We start from the raw sequence: 18,634 nt of genomic DNA, 5'->3' as shown, positions 1-18,634 counted from the left end.
CCGCAGCACCCCCAAGTTGAGGCACCACGATCCTATGCAAAATGTATGTAGTGAATTACTTCTTAGCTGCTTCCTTCTCTTTGTCTTTTTTCTTCTTCGCTTCGTCCTCTTGCCAGCCTTTATCAAGGCCTTCCTGCAGCTGTTTCTGGATATTCGTTATCGCCTGCTCCACGGACTGCTTATTATCTAGGTACTGCTTCGTTTGTTCTTCCAACACCGTATTTTGCGTCATGTAGAAGTTATTCGGCACTTGATATTCTTTGGAATTATAGCTCTCGAATTTCGGTGTCAGCAGATAGAATGCGGATAAGTCATGGTTCTCTTTGTCTTTGATGAACTCTTTGCGCGTCGGTAAATTGCCCGACATTTGTCTCGATTGCATACGCGCCATTTCCGGACCGTTGACGAATTTAACGAACTCCCAAGCGGCGCGTGTGTTTGCTGACTTCGCGTTGACAGCCATAATTTCACTTAAATACATATTATTCGTACTGTTCGGCTCAGCCGGATTAATCGGTGCTGTAACTACGCCCCACTGGAACGGTTTGAAATCTTTGATCTGATCCTTCGCACGACTAATTTCATTCATATACCACGAACCGCCAATGGTCATCGCAGATCTTCCCACGGTGAACGGATTGCGGGCCAAATAACTTTCCATCGTATCGCCCATCTGGGGCATGTTGCGCTTCTCATCATAAATGGCGCCAGATTTGAACGAATTCGTAGCCAACTGGTAGGCCTTGCGCCAACTCTCTGAATCGAACTGAACTTTCTTCCCTGTCTTATCTACCCAGCGGAGGTTCTCTGTTCTCCCCAAGCTCATGATCAGATCAGCGACTCCTCCCATCCCCTGGAGATTCAGGCCATAGATCCGATCTTTATCCGATCCACTCGTTGGAAACCGCTGCGCCAATTGCAGCACTTGATCCCATGTCATCTGATTCTTCGGCACTTCTACGCCGTGCTTCTGGAACAAATCAACATTATAATAGATGACTTGCGCACCGAAGGTCGCAGCGAGTCCATACGTCTTGCCGCCCCCCTTATCCTTGAGCATCTGCATAACGGATGGGAGGAAACTCTCGGTATCGAACTTCTCTTGATTCATGATCGTATCCAGTTCATACAATTTCCCTTCACTTGCGAGCTTCTCATACTGATCGGGCTGAAGCATCAAGATATCTGGCTGATTCTCTTCGATGAATTTGTACATGGCCTCTTGATAGTCCTCATACGATTTCTCCATTTCTTGTTGAACCTTCGTGGTCGAGATGACCTCAAACTCCACATTCGGATACTTCATCGTGAAATAGTTCCCATATTCTTGATAGAAATAGTTCTCTTCCCAGAATAGAACCTTCAACTTTACATTCTGCTCTGCATCCAGCGGTTCTAGTGCAAGCTTCTCAGAGCAAGCGGACAATAATAGAGTCAACGCTAGAAGACTTACGAGCAGCATACTATATGTTTTACGCATCACAAACTTCCTTTCTTCTCTCTTCGTATAGCTCTTTACTTTTTAGCTTCCTTCTCTTTATCTTTCTTCTTCTTCGCCTCGTCCTCTTGCCAGCCTTTATCTAGCCCATCCTGCAGCTGCTTCTGGATGTTCGCGAAAGTCTGCTCTGCCGACTGCTTATTATCAAGGAATAGATTGGACTGCGCTTCTAAGACTTGATTTTGTGTCATATAGAAATTGCTTGGCACCTGATACTCTTTCGAATTATAGGGTGTAAATTTCGGCGTAAGCATATAGAAGGCCGAGAGATCATGATTCTCTTTGTCTTTGATGAAATCCTTGCGCGTCGGCAAGTTCCCATTCATCTGTCTTGATTGCATGCGGGCCATATCTGAACCATTGATGAATTTGACAAATTCCCAGGCAGCGCGTGTGTTCGCCGACTTCGCATTGATAGCCATGATCTGGCTCAGATACATGTTATCCGTCACATTCGGATCCGAAGGACTGACGGGTGCCGTCACGACTCCCCATTGGAAAGGCTTGTAATCCTTCATTTGATCTTTCGCTTGGCGAAGCTCATTAATATACCAAGAACCGCCTATCGTCATCGCCGCTTTACCCATGGTGAACGGATTACGCGCATAATAACTCTCCATCGACATGGCGCCGCCGGATTCTTGCGGTTTCTCGCGATAGATCGCACCGGACTTCATGCCTTGCGCCACCAGGTTGAAGGCCTTCTTCCAACTCTCCGATTCTAACTGAATCTTCTTCCCTGTTTTATCCACCCATCGCAAGTTCTCTGTTGATCCCACATTCATAAACAGATTGGAGAACCCTCCATATTCCATGCCCAAGCCATAAATGCGGTCTTTTTCCGCCCCGCTGGTCGGGAACCGCTGCGCCAATTGAAAGAGCTCTTCCCAGGTCATCTGATTCTTCGGCAGTTCTATCCCATTCTTCTGGAATAGATCTGCGTTGTAATAGATAACTTGTGCCCCAAAGGTTGGAGCTAGACCGTAGATTTTGCCGCCGCCCTTATCTTTGAGCATTTGCATCACGGTTGGAATGATATTCTCCGTATCAAATTTCTCTTGCTTGATAATCGTGTCTAGCTCATACAACTTGCCTTCACTTGCGAATTTCTCGTACTGGTCCGGTTGCAGCATCAAAATATCCGGCTGATTCTTCTCGATGAAATTATTCATCGCTTCTTTGTAGTCCTCGCCTGATTCAGATACTTCTTTCTCCAATTGGTTCTGGGAAATGACTTCAAATTCAACATTCGGATATTTCATCGTAAAATAATTGCCGTATTCCTGATAGAAATAGTTCTCTTCCCAATAAATAACCTTCAACTTCACATTCTGCTCTGCATCTAACGGTTCAAGTGCGGCCTTCTCCCCAGAGCATGCCGCCAATAACAGGGCCATCGTCAGAAGACTGACTAGCAGCAAACTATACCTTTTACGCATCATTAACTTCCTTTCTTCTCTATGAACTGACAAGATTACCCTAATTATATACGAAGAATAGGTAAATTTACCTTACATTTCCTTAAGGTTGGATTAGTTTTTCCTAAAGATTCTTAAAAATGGCATAGAAAAAGCAGTCCCATGAAGGACTGCTTCTATCAAATCGGTTCAATATGAATATGGCAGTGCGAGATATTGTGCTTCTCTAGCATTTGCCGTTCGATCCGTTCGGTAATCTCGTGACTCTCGGTCACATTCAGGTCGTTATCTACCTGTACGGTGGCGTCGACGAGTACTTGGTTGCCCAGTAGGCGTGCACGAATATCTTTGAGCTGCTCCACACCTGGTGTGGTGATGATCGTCTCTTTGAGCTGCTCCAGCTCCCGTTCGTCGAAGCCGTCCGTCAAGGAATGCGCCGTTCCGCGGAAAATGGACCACGCCGTCTTGCAGATGATGAGCCCAACCGCAATCGCCGCAGCAACGTCGAGCCATGGCAAGCCGAGATTCGTACCGACAATGCCGACGAATGCGCCAATACCGACCAGAGCATCCGACCGATTATCCTGCGCTGCCGCTCTGAGCGCTTCGCTGTTCACTTTGTTCGCGAGACGAAGGTTCGAGCGATATACGATGTACATGACCGCCGCGCATCCGAGCGCCGTCCATGCTGTGAGCATATCCGGCATCTGATTGCTGCCTGTCATTAATTTGGTAATCCCTTGATACAGCACTTGAAGCCCTACCGCCATCATAATGAAGGAAGCGATTAAGGCTGAGAGCGTCTCCGCCCGAAAATGTCCATAAGGGTGATCCTCATCCGGCGGCTTGCGAGATATCCTTAGTCCGATCAGTAATGCAATCGATGCGACGATATCGGTACTATTATTTAATCCATCCGCGAGCAGCGCCTCGGAATAGAATAGCCATCCAATCATTAGCTTCACCGCAGCCAGTCCGAGATAAGCAATGATACTCGTCCAAGCTCCGCGTTCCCCTTGTTGTAAATCGTGATATGCTTCTGTCACCGGTAACCCTCCACGTCAACCGATCCCCTCTTAAGGGGAACCCGAAATGATAAATCTATCGTAACGGATGAAACCCGTGTGGGTCTAGAGAAACAGTGTTGGTGTGTGACTATTAACGTTGACGGGGTCAAAGAAGTTGGGCGAGGGAAATTTGACGAGCCTTTGTGGAGTGGGGAAGCTCAGCCATAGCATATTGAAAAAACACTCCGGTCCGGGGGTATCCGATATCGCCGCTGTTGAACACCAGGAAACTTTGATTAGACTAGAGGTGATGTTTCCCGGTATTCAAAGGCGGACGCTTCGCTCTCAATCGGATCCCCCCTACCCTCCGTAAATCAATATGCAATCGATCTTCCCCACCCTAAGAAGGCATCGGTCAAATTTGGAGGAGGAGCAGGAGATGAAACTGATCAGATGAATGTCTGGTGCAATGAGGCCCCGCCGTCCATTGTGTAGCATGCGCCGTTCACATAGGCACCATCGGGTGAGAGCAAGAACGCCGCTAGCCCGGCAATCTCCTCCGGTGTACCGAATCTCCCAACCGGAATGCGATGCAAGAGCTGCTCGCCGACTTCTACGCTTGGAACCAGCCGTTCTGCACCCCCGGTCCGTTCGATCATGCCGGGCGCGATCGCATTGACTCGGATGCCGTAAGCCCGGCCCCATTCCACAGCGAGCGTCCGGGTCATGGCCAGTACGCCGGCCTTCGCGCAGGCGGAATGAATGACACCCGGTCCGGCATCCCACGCATAGGTCGCGACCATATTCAGAATCGCGCCTGAGGTGCCTGTCGCGATCCAATGCTTGCCAACGGCTTGGCTGCAGAAAAAGGTGCCATTCAGTACGATCTGAATGACAGCATTCCAGCCATTGACGCTAAGGGATTCTGCCGGACAGAGGAAATTGCCCGCCGCATTGTTCACTAAGGCATCGATCTGACCATAGGCCTGCACTGTCTCCTGCACCATCCGGAGTGCATCTTCAGGTTGCCTAACATCCATCGTTACCGTATGAACGCGTCCTTGCTCCCCACAGATTGCTGCAATCTCGCGCTGCGCCGCTTCAAGCTTCTCCGGCGACCGGCCTGTAATGACAACCGACGCCCCTAGCTGTGCGAACCGCGACGCCATCGCTTTCCCCATGCCGCTCGATCCGCCCGTGACGATCACGACTTTCCCGTGCATTCCATCGCCCCCTTGAATGAATAACTTCACGGGTGAACCCGAGAAATTAATGCATTCTAGCATAAAAAAAGCTGCCGAAACGTCCGTTCGACAGCCTTTCCATATATTATATGATCTTCATCTGCACATCATGTCAGCTCGCGTGTCAGCTCGGTTGGATGCGGCGCATGCGAATCCCGAAGCACAGCACGCCCAAGAATAAGGCCAAGCAAGAGCATAATCAAGCCCACGAAGGTCGATAATCCATACGATTGCATCCACTCCGGCATCTCCTTCAAGCGTTCATACAGCCATCCCCCCAACATCGGACCGAGAAAGGCTGCGAACCCTGTTAAGGCAGAATAGACCGCGATGAACATTGGACGCTCGCTTTTTGGTGTATCCCCAATAATGAAGTTAAAGGACAATTGGTTGAATCCGCCGATCCCAATGCCGAGCAGCGCATGTACCGCGATCAACACTACGACCGCCGGTAGCACAGAGATAAGACTCCACAGCATACAAGCCGAAGCAATGATAGGCAGCGTGCAATACAGCAATCTTTTGTTACTATACTTCATGTTCAAGTTGCCCCAAATATAGAAGCTGATCATCATAAAGCCCGTCTGGATGACCGTAATGATCGAGATCCAATTGTAGCTAATATGTAGAATATGCAGCATCACATACGAGAACAAGGGGACAATGATGCCTTGCAGGAACAGCCATAACGAAATGAACATCACAGCGCGTAGGAACGCACGGTCTTGGAATGGCTTCTTCAGCATAGGCAGGAACTCCGACTCCGTCGACTTGGCGAGCGGTATCTTCGGATAATTGGCAAAAGCGATAATATTGAGCACCGTGCAAATTCCGATTGGAATGAACAATAGATTAAAGCCCTGCTGCCCGGGGAATCGATCCAAGGCCTGCCCCCCGATGAATAGGACCAAGCTGCCCAGTGCATTCAACATCGTGTTCCGAATGCCCATGTACCGCCCACGAATCCCCGCCGGCACCATGTCTCCGACGAGCGATGTCCAGACGAGACCCGAAATCGCATTTCCGAGGAAAGCCATCGTGTACATTGTAATAAAGACCGGAATCCAATATTCGCTTGGAAAAATAAACGGAATCAATCCAGTCGCTGCCCAGCCAATACGATGAATCGAACTGAATGTCACGAGCACCCAGTAGCGGTTCGTAATCCGCTGCATCCAGAAGGCGACGAAGACTTGCACTACGTTGACGATGGTCGTCATCGACAGTACGAGGCCGATTTGCTGCGACGTTGCACCGAGATGAAGCAAATAGCCCGTTAGGAAGGGTCCTCCTAGCAATGTCAACATAATAATTGCTGGAACACCTTCCAACGTGAGTACCCATAGATTTTTACGATAATCTGAGAACGGTCTTGCATTACGCTTCAAGCGTAAGGATTTCATCAGGGTTCAGCACTCCTTGTTAGTCAATACATTCATGATGATTGTGATTACCCCTTCATTCTATGACCTATACTAGATAAGGTCGATGCGCTGAAACGTGCAAATAACGATTAATTCCGCTTGGTTTGCTCATATGCAGCAATATATTGGGCTGCTTTCGCAGCAATGATCGAATAATCGCCTGTTTTCACCGCTTCATTCGTTAAATCTGAGCCGATGCCAACAGCAACTGCGCCCGCTTTAATCCACTCGCCCAAATTATCCAGCGATACGCCGCCCGTCGGCATCACATTCGCTTGCGGAAGTGGACCTTTGATCGCTTTGATCATCGATGGCGAATAGAGGTTTCCTGGGAACAGCTTCACCACGTCCGCACCTAACTCGAGCGCAGTCTGGATCTCTTGGATCGTCATCACGCCAGGCATGACCGGCACACGATAGCGATTGCATAGCTTAACCGTCTCACTGTTCAGACAAGGTGCAACGACGAATTCTGCACCCGCGAGAATGGTTGCACGTGCTGTCTCTGGATCGAGTACCGTACCAGAACCGATCACCGCATAATTGTCTGCCGAAGGATCCGCACTGGAATAACGCTTCGCTAACGTCTCAATCGCTTGCAAAGCGAAGGGTACCGTCATTGTAATTTCAATAATTTTGATCCCGCCGCGAATCGCCTGATCCGCCATCGCTACCACTTCTTCCGGTGAATTCCCGCGTAATACTGCGACAACACCACCGTCTACGATTTGTTGAACCAATCTGAGTTTTTTCATCTCTGTCCTAGCCTCCTAGCGTTCAATATGTTGAATGTTGTGTAACACGGCATTGGCCTCTTCCGCCGTCGGAAGTGCTTCCCAATCGCCTTCCATCTGAATGACCATCGAGCCGATCAGATTCCCAAGGCGCACGGCTTCTTGCAGAGACTCCCCGCGAACAACCCCCGCGATAAACCCGGCACAGAATCCATCTCCTGCTCCGACTGTATCGACGATATGCGCTGCGCGGAAGTAAGGAATCGCATGGACCTCACCCGCTTCGAGCAGATAGGTGCAATCATCTCCGCCCTTCACCACGGAAACACCTGGCAACGCTTTCAATCTAGCGATAATCGTATCGAAATCTTCCGTCTGGTAGAGCAGCTTCAGTTCATCTAAGCCCGGCAAGAAATAATCCGCTTGCTCTGCAAGCTCCAGAAGAACTGGGCACGCCTCGTCAATACTCCATAATTTCAAGCGTAGATTCGGATCAAAACAAACCTTAACCCCTTGCGCCTTCGCGATCCGAATCGCTTCTTTGAGCGTATCTCGGCAGGATTCACTTAACGCAGCCGTAATCCCGGTGATGTGCAGGATTTGAGCTTGTCCTATGTAGGCCGCATCCAAATCCGCAGGCGTCATTCGGCTTGCAGCCGAGTCCCGGCGGTAGTAATAGACGGACGATTTTCCCGCGACCACCTCACGGAACATGAGTCCCGTTGATGCGTGATCGGAGAAATGAACGCGCGATACATCGACGCCTTCACTGCGAAGCGTCTTCGCGATGATTTTGCCGAAAGGATCCGCCCCTAGACTGCCGCACCACCCAACCGTATGGCCAAGCCGGGCAAGACCAATAGCCACGTTGCTCTCTGCTCCGCCGAACAGACGCTCGAAATGGCTCGAATACACGATTCCCTTCGTCCCTGTGGGCATAAATAAAGCCATCGATTCCCCGAACGTAACGACGTCGAGCAATCTCTCATTTCGTTCCATATGGACACCTCATCTTCGGTCAGTTCGTGTCTAGCTAGAATTACTGCCTTATAGTATAGCTCACTGAAAAGGAGACTTCTATGATAGATTTCAATATTTTTGTGCACATATTAGCCCTTTTTCCTGTCATCGACTTTCCCTATGCCATATCACATGCAATGCTCGTACTTCTCGAATATACTGCTGTGACGGCGAATTCTATAATCTAGCTCAAGAAAGAGGGGATGCTGTGACGAATTATTTTGTCTTTGACACGGTCAATAATCCGCTCTACACCCAGATGACCAACACGTACACTGCGCCCGGGATCGAAGGCGGCGCTGAAGGCGATGCAGCCAAATCAGGTGTCTTGTATGTCTTAACCTCCGGCTCGACCGCCGTAGCGGCGAATCAGAACTTGCTGCTTCAAGTCACCAATCCCGGGGGAAGCGGCGTATCCATGTACATCTCTAGCATTACAGGCGGTTCATCTGCCGCTGCCACCGTAACCCTCTATTCCGGAGGAACCGTCACGGGCGGGACAACGCCACCCCCATTCAACGCACTCTTCGGCAGCCCGAATACGAGCGCAATGACAACGCGAAGCGTTAGCAGCACCATCTCCGGTTCACCGACGCCCTTCACGACCCTGCTAACGGCCGGCAGCTACTTCTATCTTCCCTATTCCGGAGAGCTTATCGTACCGCCAGGTCGATCGATCACAGTATCTGTCGGTCCTGGAGCGCTCACTGCCGCTGCCAATATTACATGGTGGGAACGGTAATCCTGCCTTCGCACCCTAGGAGGTGTACTCACAATCATGCCGAACAAATATGTATTCGATAAAATAACCCATCCCATCTACGACGTCCTGCTGAATACTTACGCATCGCCGGGCATTATCGGTCCGCCTGAGTCCGACGCGAGCAAATCCGGCGCCTTATTCGCCTCCTCGGCGCAGAACTCTGGAACGCTGTCGGTGCTAGGGGGAAGCGTGAATATCACGCTCCAGGTGGCCAATAACAGCGCCAATACCACGATGTATGTCTCATCGATTACGGGAGGCATCGGCGTTGCCTTGAACTTGCTGTCGAGCTTCACGGGCAGTTTTACATTATCATCCGGCGGTACGTTAACCACGCCCACGACATTAACGCCTGTAAATACCAACTTCGCGAGCAGCAATACAAGCAGCATGACCGCTCGTTCCTCCACCGCCGCGCCAACAGGGGCGACGACCGTCCTGACCTCACCCATCACGAATAACTTTCAGTTCATGGTCAACTTCACCGGCGGCATTATTGTACCACCGACCAGATCGATCACGTTGAACGTCATCGGAACATTATCTGTCGCAGGAACCGTCACCTCAGCGGCCAATATCATATGGTGGGAAATCTAAGAAGCCTCCGGACTCCACAAGTATGCGTGGAATCCGAAGGCTTCGGTTCATTTAGAATCGCTATCTCTTAAGACTTCGATGTCATATTCTCTTCTCGGCGTAGATAGGCCACATAATAGAACCCCGCGACGAAGATCATGCCGCCCACCAAATTGCCGAGCCACACCGGCACGAAGTTGGTGAAATAATCCGCCCAAGTGTAATGCCCCGCGAAGATCGCAGCTGGAATGACGAACATATTGGCCACGACGTGCTGGAAGCCAATTGCGACGAATGCCATCGTCGGGAACCATATCCCTAATATTTTGCCGCCAAAGCTCTTCGCGCCATAAGATAACCATACGGCAAGCGCAACGAGCCAGTTACAGCCGATCCCCGAGACGAACGCTTGGAGGAACGTCGCTTCAATTTTATGACCTGCAATGCTGACAGTAGATTCTAAGTAAGGTCCGCTCTCCGTTAATCCCACTACATGCCCAAAAGCATAAGCAATAAATATCGCCCCAACGAAATTCATGAGCGTAATCAGGATCAAATTGCGAATCATAGCCCCAGCCGAAATCCGGCGTTTGAACCATGCGAGCGGTACAGCCATCATATTCCCAGTTAACAGCTCTCCTCCCCCTAATAACACCAGGATCAGACCAATAGGGAACACACTGCCACCGATAAAGGATGTAAAGCTGCCCCATGCCGGAGGCGCACTCGCTATGACACGTATATAGAGCAAATATCCAATGGCAATAAAGGCTCCACCGAGAAAACCAAGCGTTAACACGGTTGGCAGCGGATTGTTCGCTTTTTTCACACCGGTCTCGACAGTCACTTCAGCAATTTCATTCGGTTTGTAATAAGACATCGATCAAGGCCTCCTCTATAAATATATTTAAAATTTTGGCCTTTTTTATTGTACCTCTGCCGATCCTTTGAGAAAGTTACAAAAATCACAATATCTAGACAATAGCAAATTTACGTGCAATTCAGCAGTAGGCATAGAAGAAGCACGCCCCGCCATCACCCGTCAGGATCGTGCTTTGCTATGAAGTCATGACTTTTTCGTCTGTCGTGTTTTGAAGAGCATTGTCGCTGCTTCGGCACGCGTTGTTAATTGTCTCGGACGAACACGTCCTGAGGCATCGCCGCCAATAATTCCCTGCGCCGCAGCGGTGAAGACTTCATCCTGCGCCCAGAAAGCTGTATCCCATATATCCTTGAATCGCCGTTCCGGATTTGGAAGGTTCACCTTTGGCAGCTTCGCTGCCTTCACCAGAATCATCACCACTTCTTGCCTAGTAATCGGATCGTTCGGAGCGAATTGCGAATCACTGATCCCTTCCGCAATGCCATGTCCGACAGCAGTCGCAATCGCATCTTTCGCCCAATGCCCCTTGGTGTCATCGAATATTTTCCCGGCCTGCGGCTTCAAATGAAACGCATCGACGACGATCTTGGTGAACTCGGCCCGCGTAATTCGCGCATCCGGCCTGAACGTTCCGTCCGTATACCCTTGCATGATGCCCTGATCCACCAGTTGCTGAATGACGTCCTTCGCCCAATGCCCTTCAAGATCGCGTATCGGCTTCTTCTCTGCAAGCGGACGAAGGGGATTGATGGAGGTGCCTTTCGGATCTGGCTGATCTGCAATATAAAGTCTGCGCCCATATTGATCCGTTGCTATATCAACTCGGAAAGCCCCCTCTGCGAGTCCTGCCTTCATCTTCATCATCCCTTGTTCCAGCGTATAGTCGACGTCCCACAACGGAATGACTGCGATAATCCCGACCTTCTTTAAGGAGTCGATTGCCGTATACGTATTCTGCTGAAGTCCGATTGTCTTGAGCCGCAGCGCTAGCGTCCCTGAATCCATATTCCACTGCCCTGTAAATTGATTCCACACCTGCCCGTTATAATCCTTGTGCCGGTAGTAGCCATTTACAAGATAGCGCTGCTGCAGTGCATCGCCGGGAATGATGAGCAATGCCCGCTTCTTGTCATTGATATCATTCAAGAAGAGATCTACCGTCGTCGCCAGCTCCTGGTTACGCGCCCGTACAATCTCCTCCACTTCAGATGTTACGTCGCTAGGCATCGCTTCCCATTCGTAGGCCACATTCCGCAGAAGTGATTCATAGGCCGGGACGCCCTCCGCAGCTTCTTTCTTCCACGGGATATGCAGTTCATCCGCTACGCGACCCGCGATTCGGCCGAGGTGATCGCTCTCTGCCGTGAGCGGCTCCGACGCAGGAATCAACTTCGGCGTATTCTTCTTCACGAGAAACGTTCGTATCGCTTCCTCACCGGCATCATGCCCGACAGCAGCAAAAGCATCGGCCATATCCGCTACATACTCCGCTGAGCCATGCATCACATCCGCGAAACGCATCGCCCCAGCGTCTTCCGGCGCGTACTCCTTATATTGATTGTACCAATACTTGGCGAACTTCAATTGTCCCTCTCTCCCTGTCGTATCCATCAACGCAAGAGAGAGATGCTTCAGCATCATCGCGCGATACGCACGCGGCTTGGCGAGGATCGGGTAAGCGATTGTCCGGTCCGTCTGCAGTGCCATCGCTTTCTTCCATTGCGGCTCCTCCATGTACACCCGGAACATCATTGCCGTGCTGCGTTGGAAGAGCGTCTTCGCCACTTGTCGCGATCCGATCGCTCGCTCATCCTTCATCTTCGTTAGATCCGCATCGGAAATACGCACCAATAACCCTTCATTTCCATTCACCTTGATCGGATAATATTGTCCGGCATGCTCGCGCGAAGGCATTTTCATCACTGCATCGATATCCCGGAGTGGGATCTCCTGTGTATGGTCGGCACTCACATCCATGACGCGGCCGCCGTTCGTTATGTATAAGTGCATCGCCTTCAGGCTCATCCCGCTCCAAAATTGACCTACATAAGGCCAGCTTGCTGCCACATCCCGTCCGAGATCCTCCGCTGCCGCCGTGAGATCCGCAGCATTGTCCGTTGTCTCAAGCGGCCTGATGTGCGGCGTGGCTTGTTGTTGTATTTTGACAGGCTTCGGTTCTTGGGCGCGCTGCGTGCAGCCTCCCAGCGTTGTACTTAGAAGAAGCGCCGTAAGCATGAGGAGCAATGCCTTCTTCATATCCGGACCCCTTTCATAAGGTTTTGGGATTAGTGTGCAGTGAATAAAGCCGCATTATGCGAAAGGAAGCGCATGCTGCGCTTCCCTTCTTTTCCCTCCCTATGCATGTGGCGTGTTTTTGTATTAGTCGTTGATCACCCCAATAAGGAAGGATGGGGTGTCCCTCAGAAGAGCCTGCGTCCGGCCTTTGGTAGCCCATTCCATCCTTCTATCCAATCCAGGAATGGGCGGACAAGAGCCGGCTGGAGAGGGACACCCCTCCCCACCCCTAGAGTGATCCATGTATCTTCAATGCACACAAAAAAACGCCGCATGCTCAGCTCCCCTGAACATGCGGCGTCCCTCTTACTCTTCTTTAAACTTAAAGCTTCGCGCGATATATAAAGCCGGCGTCGAAGCGACAGATATAATAAATTTAAGCACATACGTCGTAATGAAAATATCGAACCAGACATCCCAGGAATACACACCCGCGAATGCAATCGTACAGAAGACGGCGGAGTCGACCAATTGGCTGATTCCCGTACTACCGTTGCTGCGAATCCAGAGCTGATTCGGTTTATGGAATACCTTTTTCAAGAACGTATAGATGCGTACATCCAAGAACTGACTGATGAAGTATGCTGCAAGACTACCTAGCGCCAATCGCGGCATTAAGCCGAAGATCATCTCCAGCGCAGCTTGCGCCTCCATACCCGACTCATGCGGCTTGAACTGCAGGGCCATCTGCATCATAATCGTTGTCATAATGAGCGTGAAGAACCCGAACCAGACCGCTTTTTTTGCTTCCTTTTCGCCATATTTCTCATTCAGTAAGTCGCTCGTCAAGTAAATCGTGCCGTAAATCGTATTCCCGAGCGTCATGACGAAGCCGAACATCTCGATATTTTTCGTGACTTGGATATTGGCGATAACCGTTGCAACACCGACCCAAGCATACAGCCCTTTTTTACCGAAGAATCGATAACAGATTAGAAATAGTGCAAAATTCACCAGGGCAAAACAGACCCCGAAACCTAAATTAAACAATTGTATCTCCTCCTAGTTTTGATAACGCGGGATGGTTACGAACCGCGGCTTTGGGACTCAAGTTTTTACCAAAGCACATCATAGTACTATATCACAAATCCTAAAGCAGTGACTAGCCTCATCCGCTTCGTTAAATTAATCCAAGGCTTTGCCCTTTGTCTCTGGTACGAACAAGAGCATGAAGAGTAGACCAATCGGGTAGATACAGAAGATCAAGGACATCGCCCCCATGATATTCCCGCCGATCGCAATCGCGCCAATCACCGTCGGGCCAAAGCCTGCAAGACCGCGACCTGTTCCGAAAATAAAGTTCTCCGCTGTCGAACGCGCTTCCGATGGATAATGTTCAGCCAGAATCGCGCCGAATCCGCCCATCATCCCGTTTGCAAAGAAACCAAGCAGCGCGCTTCCCCACAGCAATGATGTTGCATCCGTCAGCACGAAGAAGTAGATAATGCAATAGATCGTTCCGCCTACATAATAGATGGTGAAGGTTTTACGACGGCCAATACGGTCCGCCAAGACCCCGAAGACCCCAATCCCGATTAACATCCCGATCGTCGAGATAAGCATCCATCCACTTGCCTTCGCAAGCGTAAATCCGTACTTCTCAGACAATACCGTCGGCATCCAGGTGAAGATCCCGTAGTAGCCGAAGTTCTGAACAAAGGACATGACAATAAGGCCGATCGTTGTCATCGTCAGCTTTTTATTCGCGAATAGTCTCCGGAGCGGAAACTTCTTCATGCTGTTCAATTCCACTTGCTCGTCCGGGAGAATCGTCCCTTCACGTTCTTTTTGAAGCAATAATTTCTTACGCTTCTGCTTCACTTCCCACATTTTAGGTTCACTTAAGCTCTTACGCACGAAGACCGCGAGCAAGGCAGGTATCAATCCGAACAAGAACACCGCGCGCCATCCGAAATGCGGTACGATCAATGCTGGTAAGAATGATGCGCATAACACGCCGAGCTGCCAACCGAATGCAACGCCTGACGTCGCGCGTGCACGCATCTTTTTCGACCATGTTTCTGTAACAATTGCCATACCAATCCCGAATTCCCCACCGACACCCATACCAACAAAAAATCTGAGCGTGAGCAGGTGCCAATAATCATTAGCGAAATAGATGAGTGCTGTGGCGACTGAGAATAATAGAATCGTAAGCGACAACATCTTAATCCGGCCGAATAAATCCGCTAGAAAACCGAACAAATACGAACCGACCAGCATCCCGATCGTCGTAGCTAACGTCAAGTTCCCGGCTTGCACCGTCGTTAGCGAGAAATCTTTAATAATAAAAACAAGGACAAAGGATAGAAGCAGCATATCGAGCCCTTCTGCCGCATACCCGAGAATAGACCCCGCGAGCGTCTTGATCCGCTGTCCTCGCGTCTCGGTTGGTTCACCTTCAAGACTGTTCTGACTTACCACGTTGTTCATAAGATCCCCCTACGATTTTGCATCGTTTCTGAATTTTTGCACAAAACTACAAACATTTAATCACAAATGATTGTATATAGCAACTGGATTTATATGACAGATGATACGTCGACCTGCACGCGAAAAAAGGGCAAGGAGCATTCGATATAGCGAAGCCCTTACCCTTTTATGATCTTGTGTTATTGTGCTTGCAAGCCCGCTGTGTTCAAGAAGTTCCACGGCTTATTGTAATGCGGCTGGAAGAAGAAGTCGACGAAGCCGAGTTGATCGACGGTCATCCGATTCTGGATGCAGACCGAAATGGTGTTCACCGATTGGGTGAGGTCTGCCTTCGAGATCAGCTGTGCGCCGATAATGCGGCGTGTCTTCGCATCATAGACGACTTTAAGCGTGACATCCTCGTATGTCGGCATGAACTCTGGACGGTCATGCTCCTTGATTGTTACACTTTTCACATCCATTCCCATGTCGAGAGCTGCCGTCTCCGTTAAGCCTGTTGTAGCAATGTTCTCTTCATAGATTTTGATGCCCGACGTGCCTTGTGTTCCCATATAAGCAATCTTCGGCTCCACCAAGTTGCGAGCGACAAGCGTCCCCATCCGTACGGCATTGGTTGCAAGCGGGATGTAAGCATGCTCACCTGTCGGGTTGTAGACAATAGCGCAGCTATCGCCTGCGGCATAGACATCCGGTTGGCTTGTACGCATATACGCATCCACGATGATCGCGCCGTTATCCATCATTTTCAGCTGCCCTTTGAATAGCTCCGTATTCGGTCTAAAGCCGATGCATAGGATGACCAGATCTGCTTCGTATTCGCCCTTGGTCGTCACGACTTTCGTCACTTTACCCGCTTCGCCTTCGAACCGTGTAACTGTCTGACCTAGTGCAAGTTCGATGCCGTGCGATTGCAACGTCTCTTCCGTCTGTGCCGTGAACTCAGGATCGAGGTACTTGCTGAGCACACGCTCTGTGCTATCAATCAAGGTTACTTGCTTCCCGTTCATCTCGAACGCTTCGACAAGCTCAATCCCGATGTACCCTGCGCCTACGACGACGATCCGCTTCGCTTCCTTCGCTTTCTCGATAATCGTATTCGAATGGTTGAAGTTCTTCGAGAGGACGATATTGTCGAGCTGCCATCCCTCGATTTTCGGTAGAATTGGCCACGAGCCCGTTGTAATGATCAACTTGTCGAACGTATCTTCGATCTCTTCATTCGTCTCTAGATTCTTCGCACGAAGGGTCTTGTTCGCCGTATCAACACCGATCACGTCATGACGCATCTTCGTGGTCACGCCTAGCTCAGCCAGTTTCTCTGGCGACGAATAGAACAGTCCTTGCGCATCCTTCACGACCCCACCGACATAGAGTGCAATCCCGCACGATAAGAACGAGATATTATCATTTCTTTCATAGACCGTAATCTCTGCGTCTGGATACAAATTCGCTGCATTCACGATGGCTGCTGTTCCTGCATGGGTACATCCGATAACTGCTATTTTCATAAAAAACGCCTCCTCGATATGGTAACCTCTGATGGGTTGTTCTTTGATTTACATTGTGAATACATTCACATTAAAAGGTATAGTTGCTGGCTGCTCGATGATCTAACGTGTCATTTTGCATTCCATTTCCTGCGACACTCTTGCTATGTGAAATATTTCACTTCTTAGCGTGCAGCACAGGATGCCCTCTGACATTATTACCCGCTCGATCACATCATCTTCGTGATTCGATGGACGATACCACCGACGATCAAGGCCAACATTCTTTACCACATTCTAGCAAGATTTAATGTGACATTTTTCACAACTTGCTGATGAGGTAATCATATAGCACTTTTCGATGAAAGGCAAGAGGTTTTTTGCAACGTTCAAGCTTTGTTCAATTTTTCACATAATAACTGTGATGAATCCCCTTTCCCCTTCACGACGCAGGTCAGAACACAAAAGAATCCTCTCCAACGTATCGCCGAAGAGGATCTTCCATGTGCTTTATTTGGCGAAATAACCGCCGTCTACCGGAAGCTCTACACCTGTAATGTACGAAGATTCGTCGGAAGCTAAGAATAGCACCGCCTTCGCGATATCTTCGGCTTTACCAAGACGAGGAAGCGGTGTCTGCATCAAGAACCATTGTCTCATTTCATCATTCGCCATGAGGTCTACGGTCATTGGTGTCTCGATATAGCCCGGGTGGATGGAATTCACGCGGATGTTATTCTTCGCAAAGTCAACCGCCGTCGCTTTCGTCAGAAGACGAACCGCTCCTTTACTTGCCGTATAAGCCCCCGCACCGCTGCCGCCTGTTAATCCAGCAATGGAAGAGATATTCACGATCGAACCGCCGCCATTCTCAATCATGTGAGGGATCACGAATTTCTGACCTAAGAAGACGCCTGTCAAGTTAATGGACATAATCTTGTTCCAGAGCTCAACAGACGAATCAAGCATCGGTACCATACTAGAGATCCCCGCATTATTCACCAGGACATCGATCTTCCCGAACTGCTTCACGGTCTCTTGAACGATCGTTGCCCAATCTTCCTCAGAGGCCACATCATGCCAGAATCCGATGGCTTCCCCGCCATGCTGCTTAATCTCTGATACAACCTCTTGAACCTTATCGAATTGAACATCGGTTACGACAACTTTAGCACCTTCTTCAGCAAAAAGTAATGCATCTGCTTTCCCCATACCGCCTGCTGCACCTGTTACAATCGCCACTTTCCCTGCTAATCTTGCCATATTCGTTTCCTCCCCCATGTTGTTAGATATCGATTAGTCCTGCATCTGCTTAATCTTCATATTTCCGTTCATTCTCTTGTAGTAGCCAAGAAGAACATCTAACTCTTCCTCTGGGAAATCTTGCAGCATCTCGTCCATTATCTCCGCAAACCTCGCATCACTCTGACGCAGCATCTCAAGTCCCGGCTGGCTGATCTGCAGCATGACCACGCGGCGGTTATTCTCCGGCGTATGGCGTCTGACGTAACCCTTCTTCACCAGCTTATTAACGAGACTTGTTACCGCGGGCAAGGATACATCCAGCAGCTTGGCAAGTTCCGAGCAATTCTTGTCCCCTTTGGTTCCCAGCACCTTGAGAATGTATAACTGCGATGAGGAGAGCTCATTCATTTTGGCATAGCCAACAACCAATTTCGCGACATAGTCGGACATCACCGAATATAATTCTTCACGTCGATTCATCTTCTGTCTGGATCACCTCAGCTTCGCATCAAACAAATATCTTTATTTAAAATAATTAATACCTATTAACAATTTAATTGTACTTCCACACTCTAAATATGTCAATTTTGTGAAAATTATAACATAG

16 protein-coding genes are annotated in these 18,634 nt (G+C 49.6%); 2 read left to right on the top strand and 14 right to left on the bottom strand.

From position 1 onward, the window contains the following. Positions 1 to 55 precede the first annotated feature (55 nt). From GCU39_RS26830 to GCU39_RS26800, 7 genes are all read right to left on the bottom strand, one after another. Complete coding sequence (locus GCU39_RS26830; protein ID WP_193726645.1) at positions 56 to 1,480, bottom strand: ABC transporter substrate-binding protein; 1,425 nt, start codon at positions 1,478 to 1,480, stop codon at positions 56 to 58. A 35-nt stretch (positions 1,481 to 1,515) separates the two neighbouring features. After that, a complete protein-coding gene (locus GCU39_RS26825; RefSeq protein ID WP_227793352.1) occupies positions 1,516 to 2,919 on the bottom strand; it encodes an ABC transporter substrate-binding protein in 1,404 nt (467 codons plus the stop codon). Positions 2,920 to 3,095: 176 nt separating this feature from the next. Continuing rightward, positions 3,096 to 3,962 (bottom strand): cation diffusion facilitator family transporter, encoded by an 867-nt coding sequence (locus GCU39_RS26820; RefSeq protein WP_152396267.1) that lies wholly within the window; start codon positions 3,960 to 3,962, stop codon positions 3,096 to 3,098. Between the two features lie 410 nt (positions 3,963 to 4,372). After that, complete coding sequence (fadH, locus tag GCU39_RS26815) at positions 4,373 to 5,146, bottom strand: 2,4-dienoyl-CoA reductase (RefSeq protein WP_152397452.1); 774 nt, start codon at positions 5,144 to 5,146, stop codon at positions 4,373 to 4,375. A gap of 128 nt (positions 5,147 to 5,274) precedes the next feature. Beyond that, a complete protein-coding gene (locus GCU39_RS26810) occupies positions 5,275 to 6,570 on the bottom strand; it encodes an MFS transporter (protein WP_152396266.1) in 1,296 nt (431 codons plus the stop codon). Positions 6,571 to 6,680: 110 nt separating this feature from the next. Beyond that, entirely contained in the window at positions 6,681 to 7,346 is a 666-nt protein-coding gene (locus GCU39_RS26805; RefSeq protein WP_152396265.1) for a bifunctional 2-keto-4-hydroxyglutarate aldolase/2-keto-3-deoxy-6-phosphogluconate aldolase, read from the bottom strand. 15 nt (positions 7,347 to 7,361) lie between these two features. Then, positions 7,362 to 8,324 (bottom strand): sugar kinase, encoded by a 963-nt coding sequence (locus tag GCU39_RS26800; protein WP_152396264.1) that lies wholly within the window; start codon positions 8,322 to 8,324, stop codon positions 7,362 to 7,364. Between the two features lie 229 nt (positions 8,325 to 8,553). On the opposite strand from GCU39_RS26800, the gene GCU39_RS26795 reads away from it, so the two are divergent. Both GCU39_RS26795 and GCU39_RS26790 read left to right on the top strand, forming a co-directional pair. After that, the gene (locus GCU39_RS26795) at positions 8,554 to 9,087 is read left to right on the top strand and encodes a hypothetical protein (RefSeq protein ID WP_152396263.1); all 534 of its coding nucleotides are present in this window, start codon (positions 8,554 to 8,556) and stop codon (positions 9,085 to 9,087) included. A gap of 36 nt (positions 9,088 to 9,123) precedes the next feature. Beyond that, positions 9,124 to 9,705: a hypothetical protein gene (locus GCU39_RS26790; protein WP_152396262.1), complete on the top strand. Its 582-nt coding sequence runs from the start codon at positions 9,124 to 9,126 to the stop codon at positions 9,703 to 9,705. Between the two features lie 67 nt (positions 9,706 to 9,772). Here GCU39_RS26790 and GCU39_RS26785 read toward each other — a convergent pair whose 3' ends face one another. The 7 genes from GCU39_RS26785 to GCU39_RS26755 form a co-directional block, all read right to left on the bottom strand. Further along, positions 9,773 to 10,564 (bottom strand): formate/nitrite transporter family protein, encoded by a 792-nt coding sequence (locus GCU39_RS26785; RefSeq protein ID WP_152396261.1) that lies wholly within the window; start codon positions 10,562 to 10,564, stop codon positions 9,773 to 9,775. 186 nt (positions 10,565 to 10,750) lie between these two features. Beyond that, complete coding sequence (locus GCU39_RS26780; RefSeq protein WP_152396260.1) at positions 10,751 to 12,823, bottom strand: S-layer homology domain-containing protein; 2,073 nt, start codon at positions 12,821 to 12,823, stop codon at positions 10,751 to 10,753. A 345-nt stretch (positions 12,824 to 13,168) separates the two neighbouring features. Then, positions 13,169 to 13,852 (bottom strand): queuosine precursor transporter, encoded by a 684-nt coding sequence (locus tag GCU39_RS26775; RefSeq protein ID WP_152396259.1) that lies wholly within the window; start codon positions 13,850 to 13,852, stop codon positions 13,169 to 13,171. A 135-nt stretch (positions 13,853 to 13,987) separates the two neighbouring features. Continuing rightward, complete coding sequence (locus GCU39_RS26770) at positions 13,988 to 15,295, bottom strand: MFS transporter (protein WP_152396258.1); 1,308 nt, start codon at positions 15,293 to 15,295, stop codon at positions 13,988 to 13,990. Positions 15,296 to 15,474: 179 nt separating this feature from the next. After that, entirely contained in the window at positions 15,475 to 16,803 is a 1,329-nt protein-coding gene (locus GCU39_RS26765; RefSeq protein ID WP_152396257.1) for an FAD-dependent oxidoreductase, read from the bottom strand. Positions 16,804 to 17,292: 489 nt separating this feature from the next. Beyond that, positions 17,293 to 18,045 (bottom strand): SDR family NAD(P)-dependent oxidoreductase, encoded by a 753-nt coding sequence (locus GCU39_RS26760; protein ID WP_152396256.1) that lies wholly within the window; start codon positions 18,043 to 18,045, stop codon positions 17,293 to 17,295. A 33-nt stretch (positions 18,046 to 18,078) separates the two neighbouring features. Then, a complete protein-coding gene (locus tag GCU39_RS26755) occupies positions 18,079 to 18,507 on the bottom strand; it encodes a MarR family winged helix-turn-helix transcriptional regulator (RefSeq protein ID WP_152396255.1) in 429 nt (142 codons plus the stop codon). Positions 18,508 to 18,634: the final 127 nt, after the last annotated feature.

The sequence above is a fragment of the Paenibacillus guangzhouensis genome (assembly GCF_009363075.1).
Classification (GTDB): Bacteria; Bacillota; Bacilli; order Paenibacillales; family Paenibacillaceae; genus Paenibacillus_K; species Paenibacillus_K guangzhouensis.
The sequence above is the reverse complement of the archived record's forward strand: the minus strand, read 5'-3'. Positions and strand labels throughout refer to the sequence as shown.

Bases quoted from the DNA above. Each gene is read 5' to 3' on its own strand.
- GCU39_RS26830 (WP_193726645.1), bottom strand. From the start codon at position 1,480: ATGCGTAAAACATATAGTATGCTGCTCGTAAGTCTTCTAGCGTTGACT.
- fadH (WP_152397452.1), bottom strand. From the start codon at position 5,146: ATGCACGGGAAAGTCGTGATCGTCACGGGCGGATCGAGCGGCATGGGG.
- GCU39_RS26810 (WP_152396266.1), bottom strand. From the start codon at position 6,570: ATGAAATCCTTACGCTTGAAGCGTAATGCAAGACCGTTCTCAGATTAT.
- GCU39_RS26805 (WP_152396265.1), bottom strand. From the start codon at position 7,346: ATGAAAAAACTCAGATTGGTTCAACAAATCGTAGACGGTGGTGTTGTC.
- GCU39_RS26800 (WP_152396264.1), bottom strand. From the start codon at position 8,324: ATGGAACGAAATGAGAGATTGCTCGACGTCGTTACGTTCGGGGAATCG.
- GCU39_RS26790 (WP_152396262.1), top strand. From the start codon at position 9,124: ATGCCGAACAAATATGTATTCGATAAAATAACCCATCCCATCTACGAC.
- GCU39_RS26785 (WP_152396261.1), bottom strand. From the start codon at position 10,564: ATGTCTTATTACAAACCGAATGAAATTGCTGAAGTGACTGTCGAGACC.
- GCU39_RS26780 (WP_152396260.1), bottom strand. From the start codon at position 12,823: ATGAAGAAGGCATTGCTCCTCATGCTTACGGCGCTTCTTCTAAGTACA.
- GCU39_RS26770 (WP_152396258.1), bottom strand. From the start codon at position 15,295: ATGAACAACGTGGTAAGTCAGAACAGTCTTGAAGGTGAACCAACCGAG.
- GCU39_RS26765 (WP_152396257.1), bottom strand. From the start codon at position 16,803: ATGAAAATAGCAGTTATCGGATGTACCCATGCAGGAACAGCAGCCATC.
- GCU39_RS26760 (WP_152396256.1), bottom strand. From the start codon at position 18,045: ATGGCAAGATTAGCAGGGAAAGTGGCGATTGTAACAGGTGCAGCAGGC.
- GCU39_RS26755 (WP_152396255.1), bottom strand. From the start codon at position 18,507: ATGAATCGACGTGAAGAATTATATTCGGTGATGTCCGACTATGTCGCG.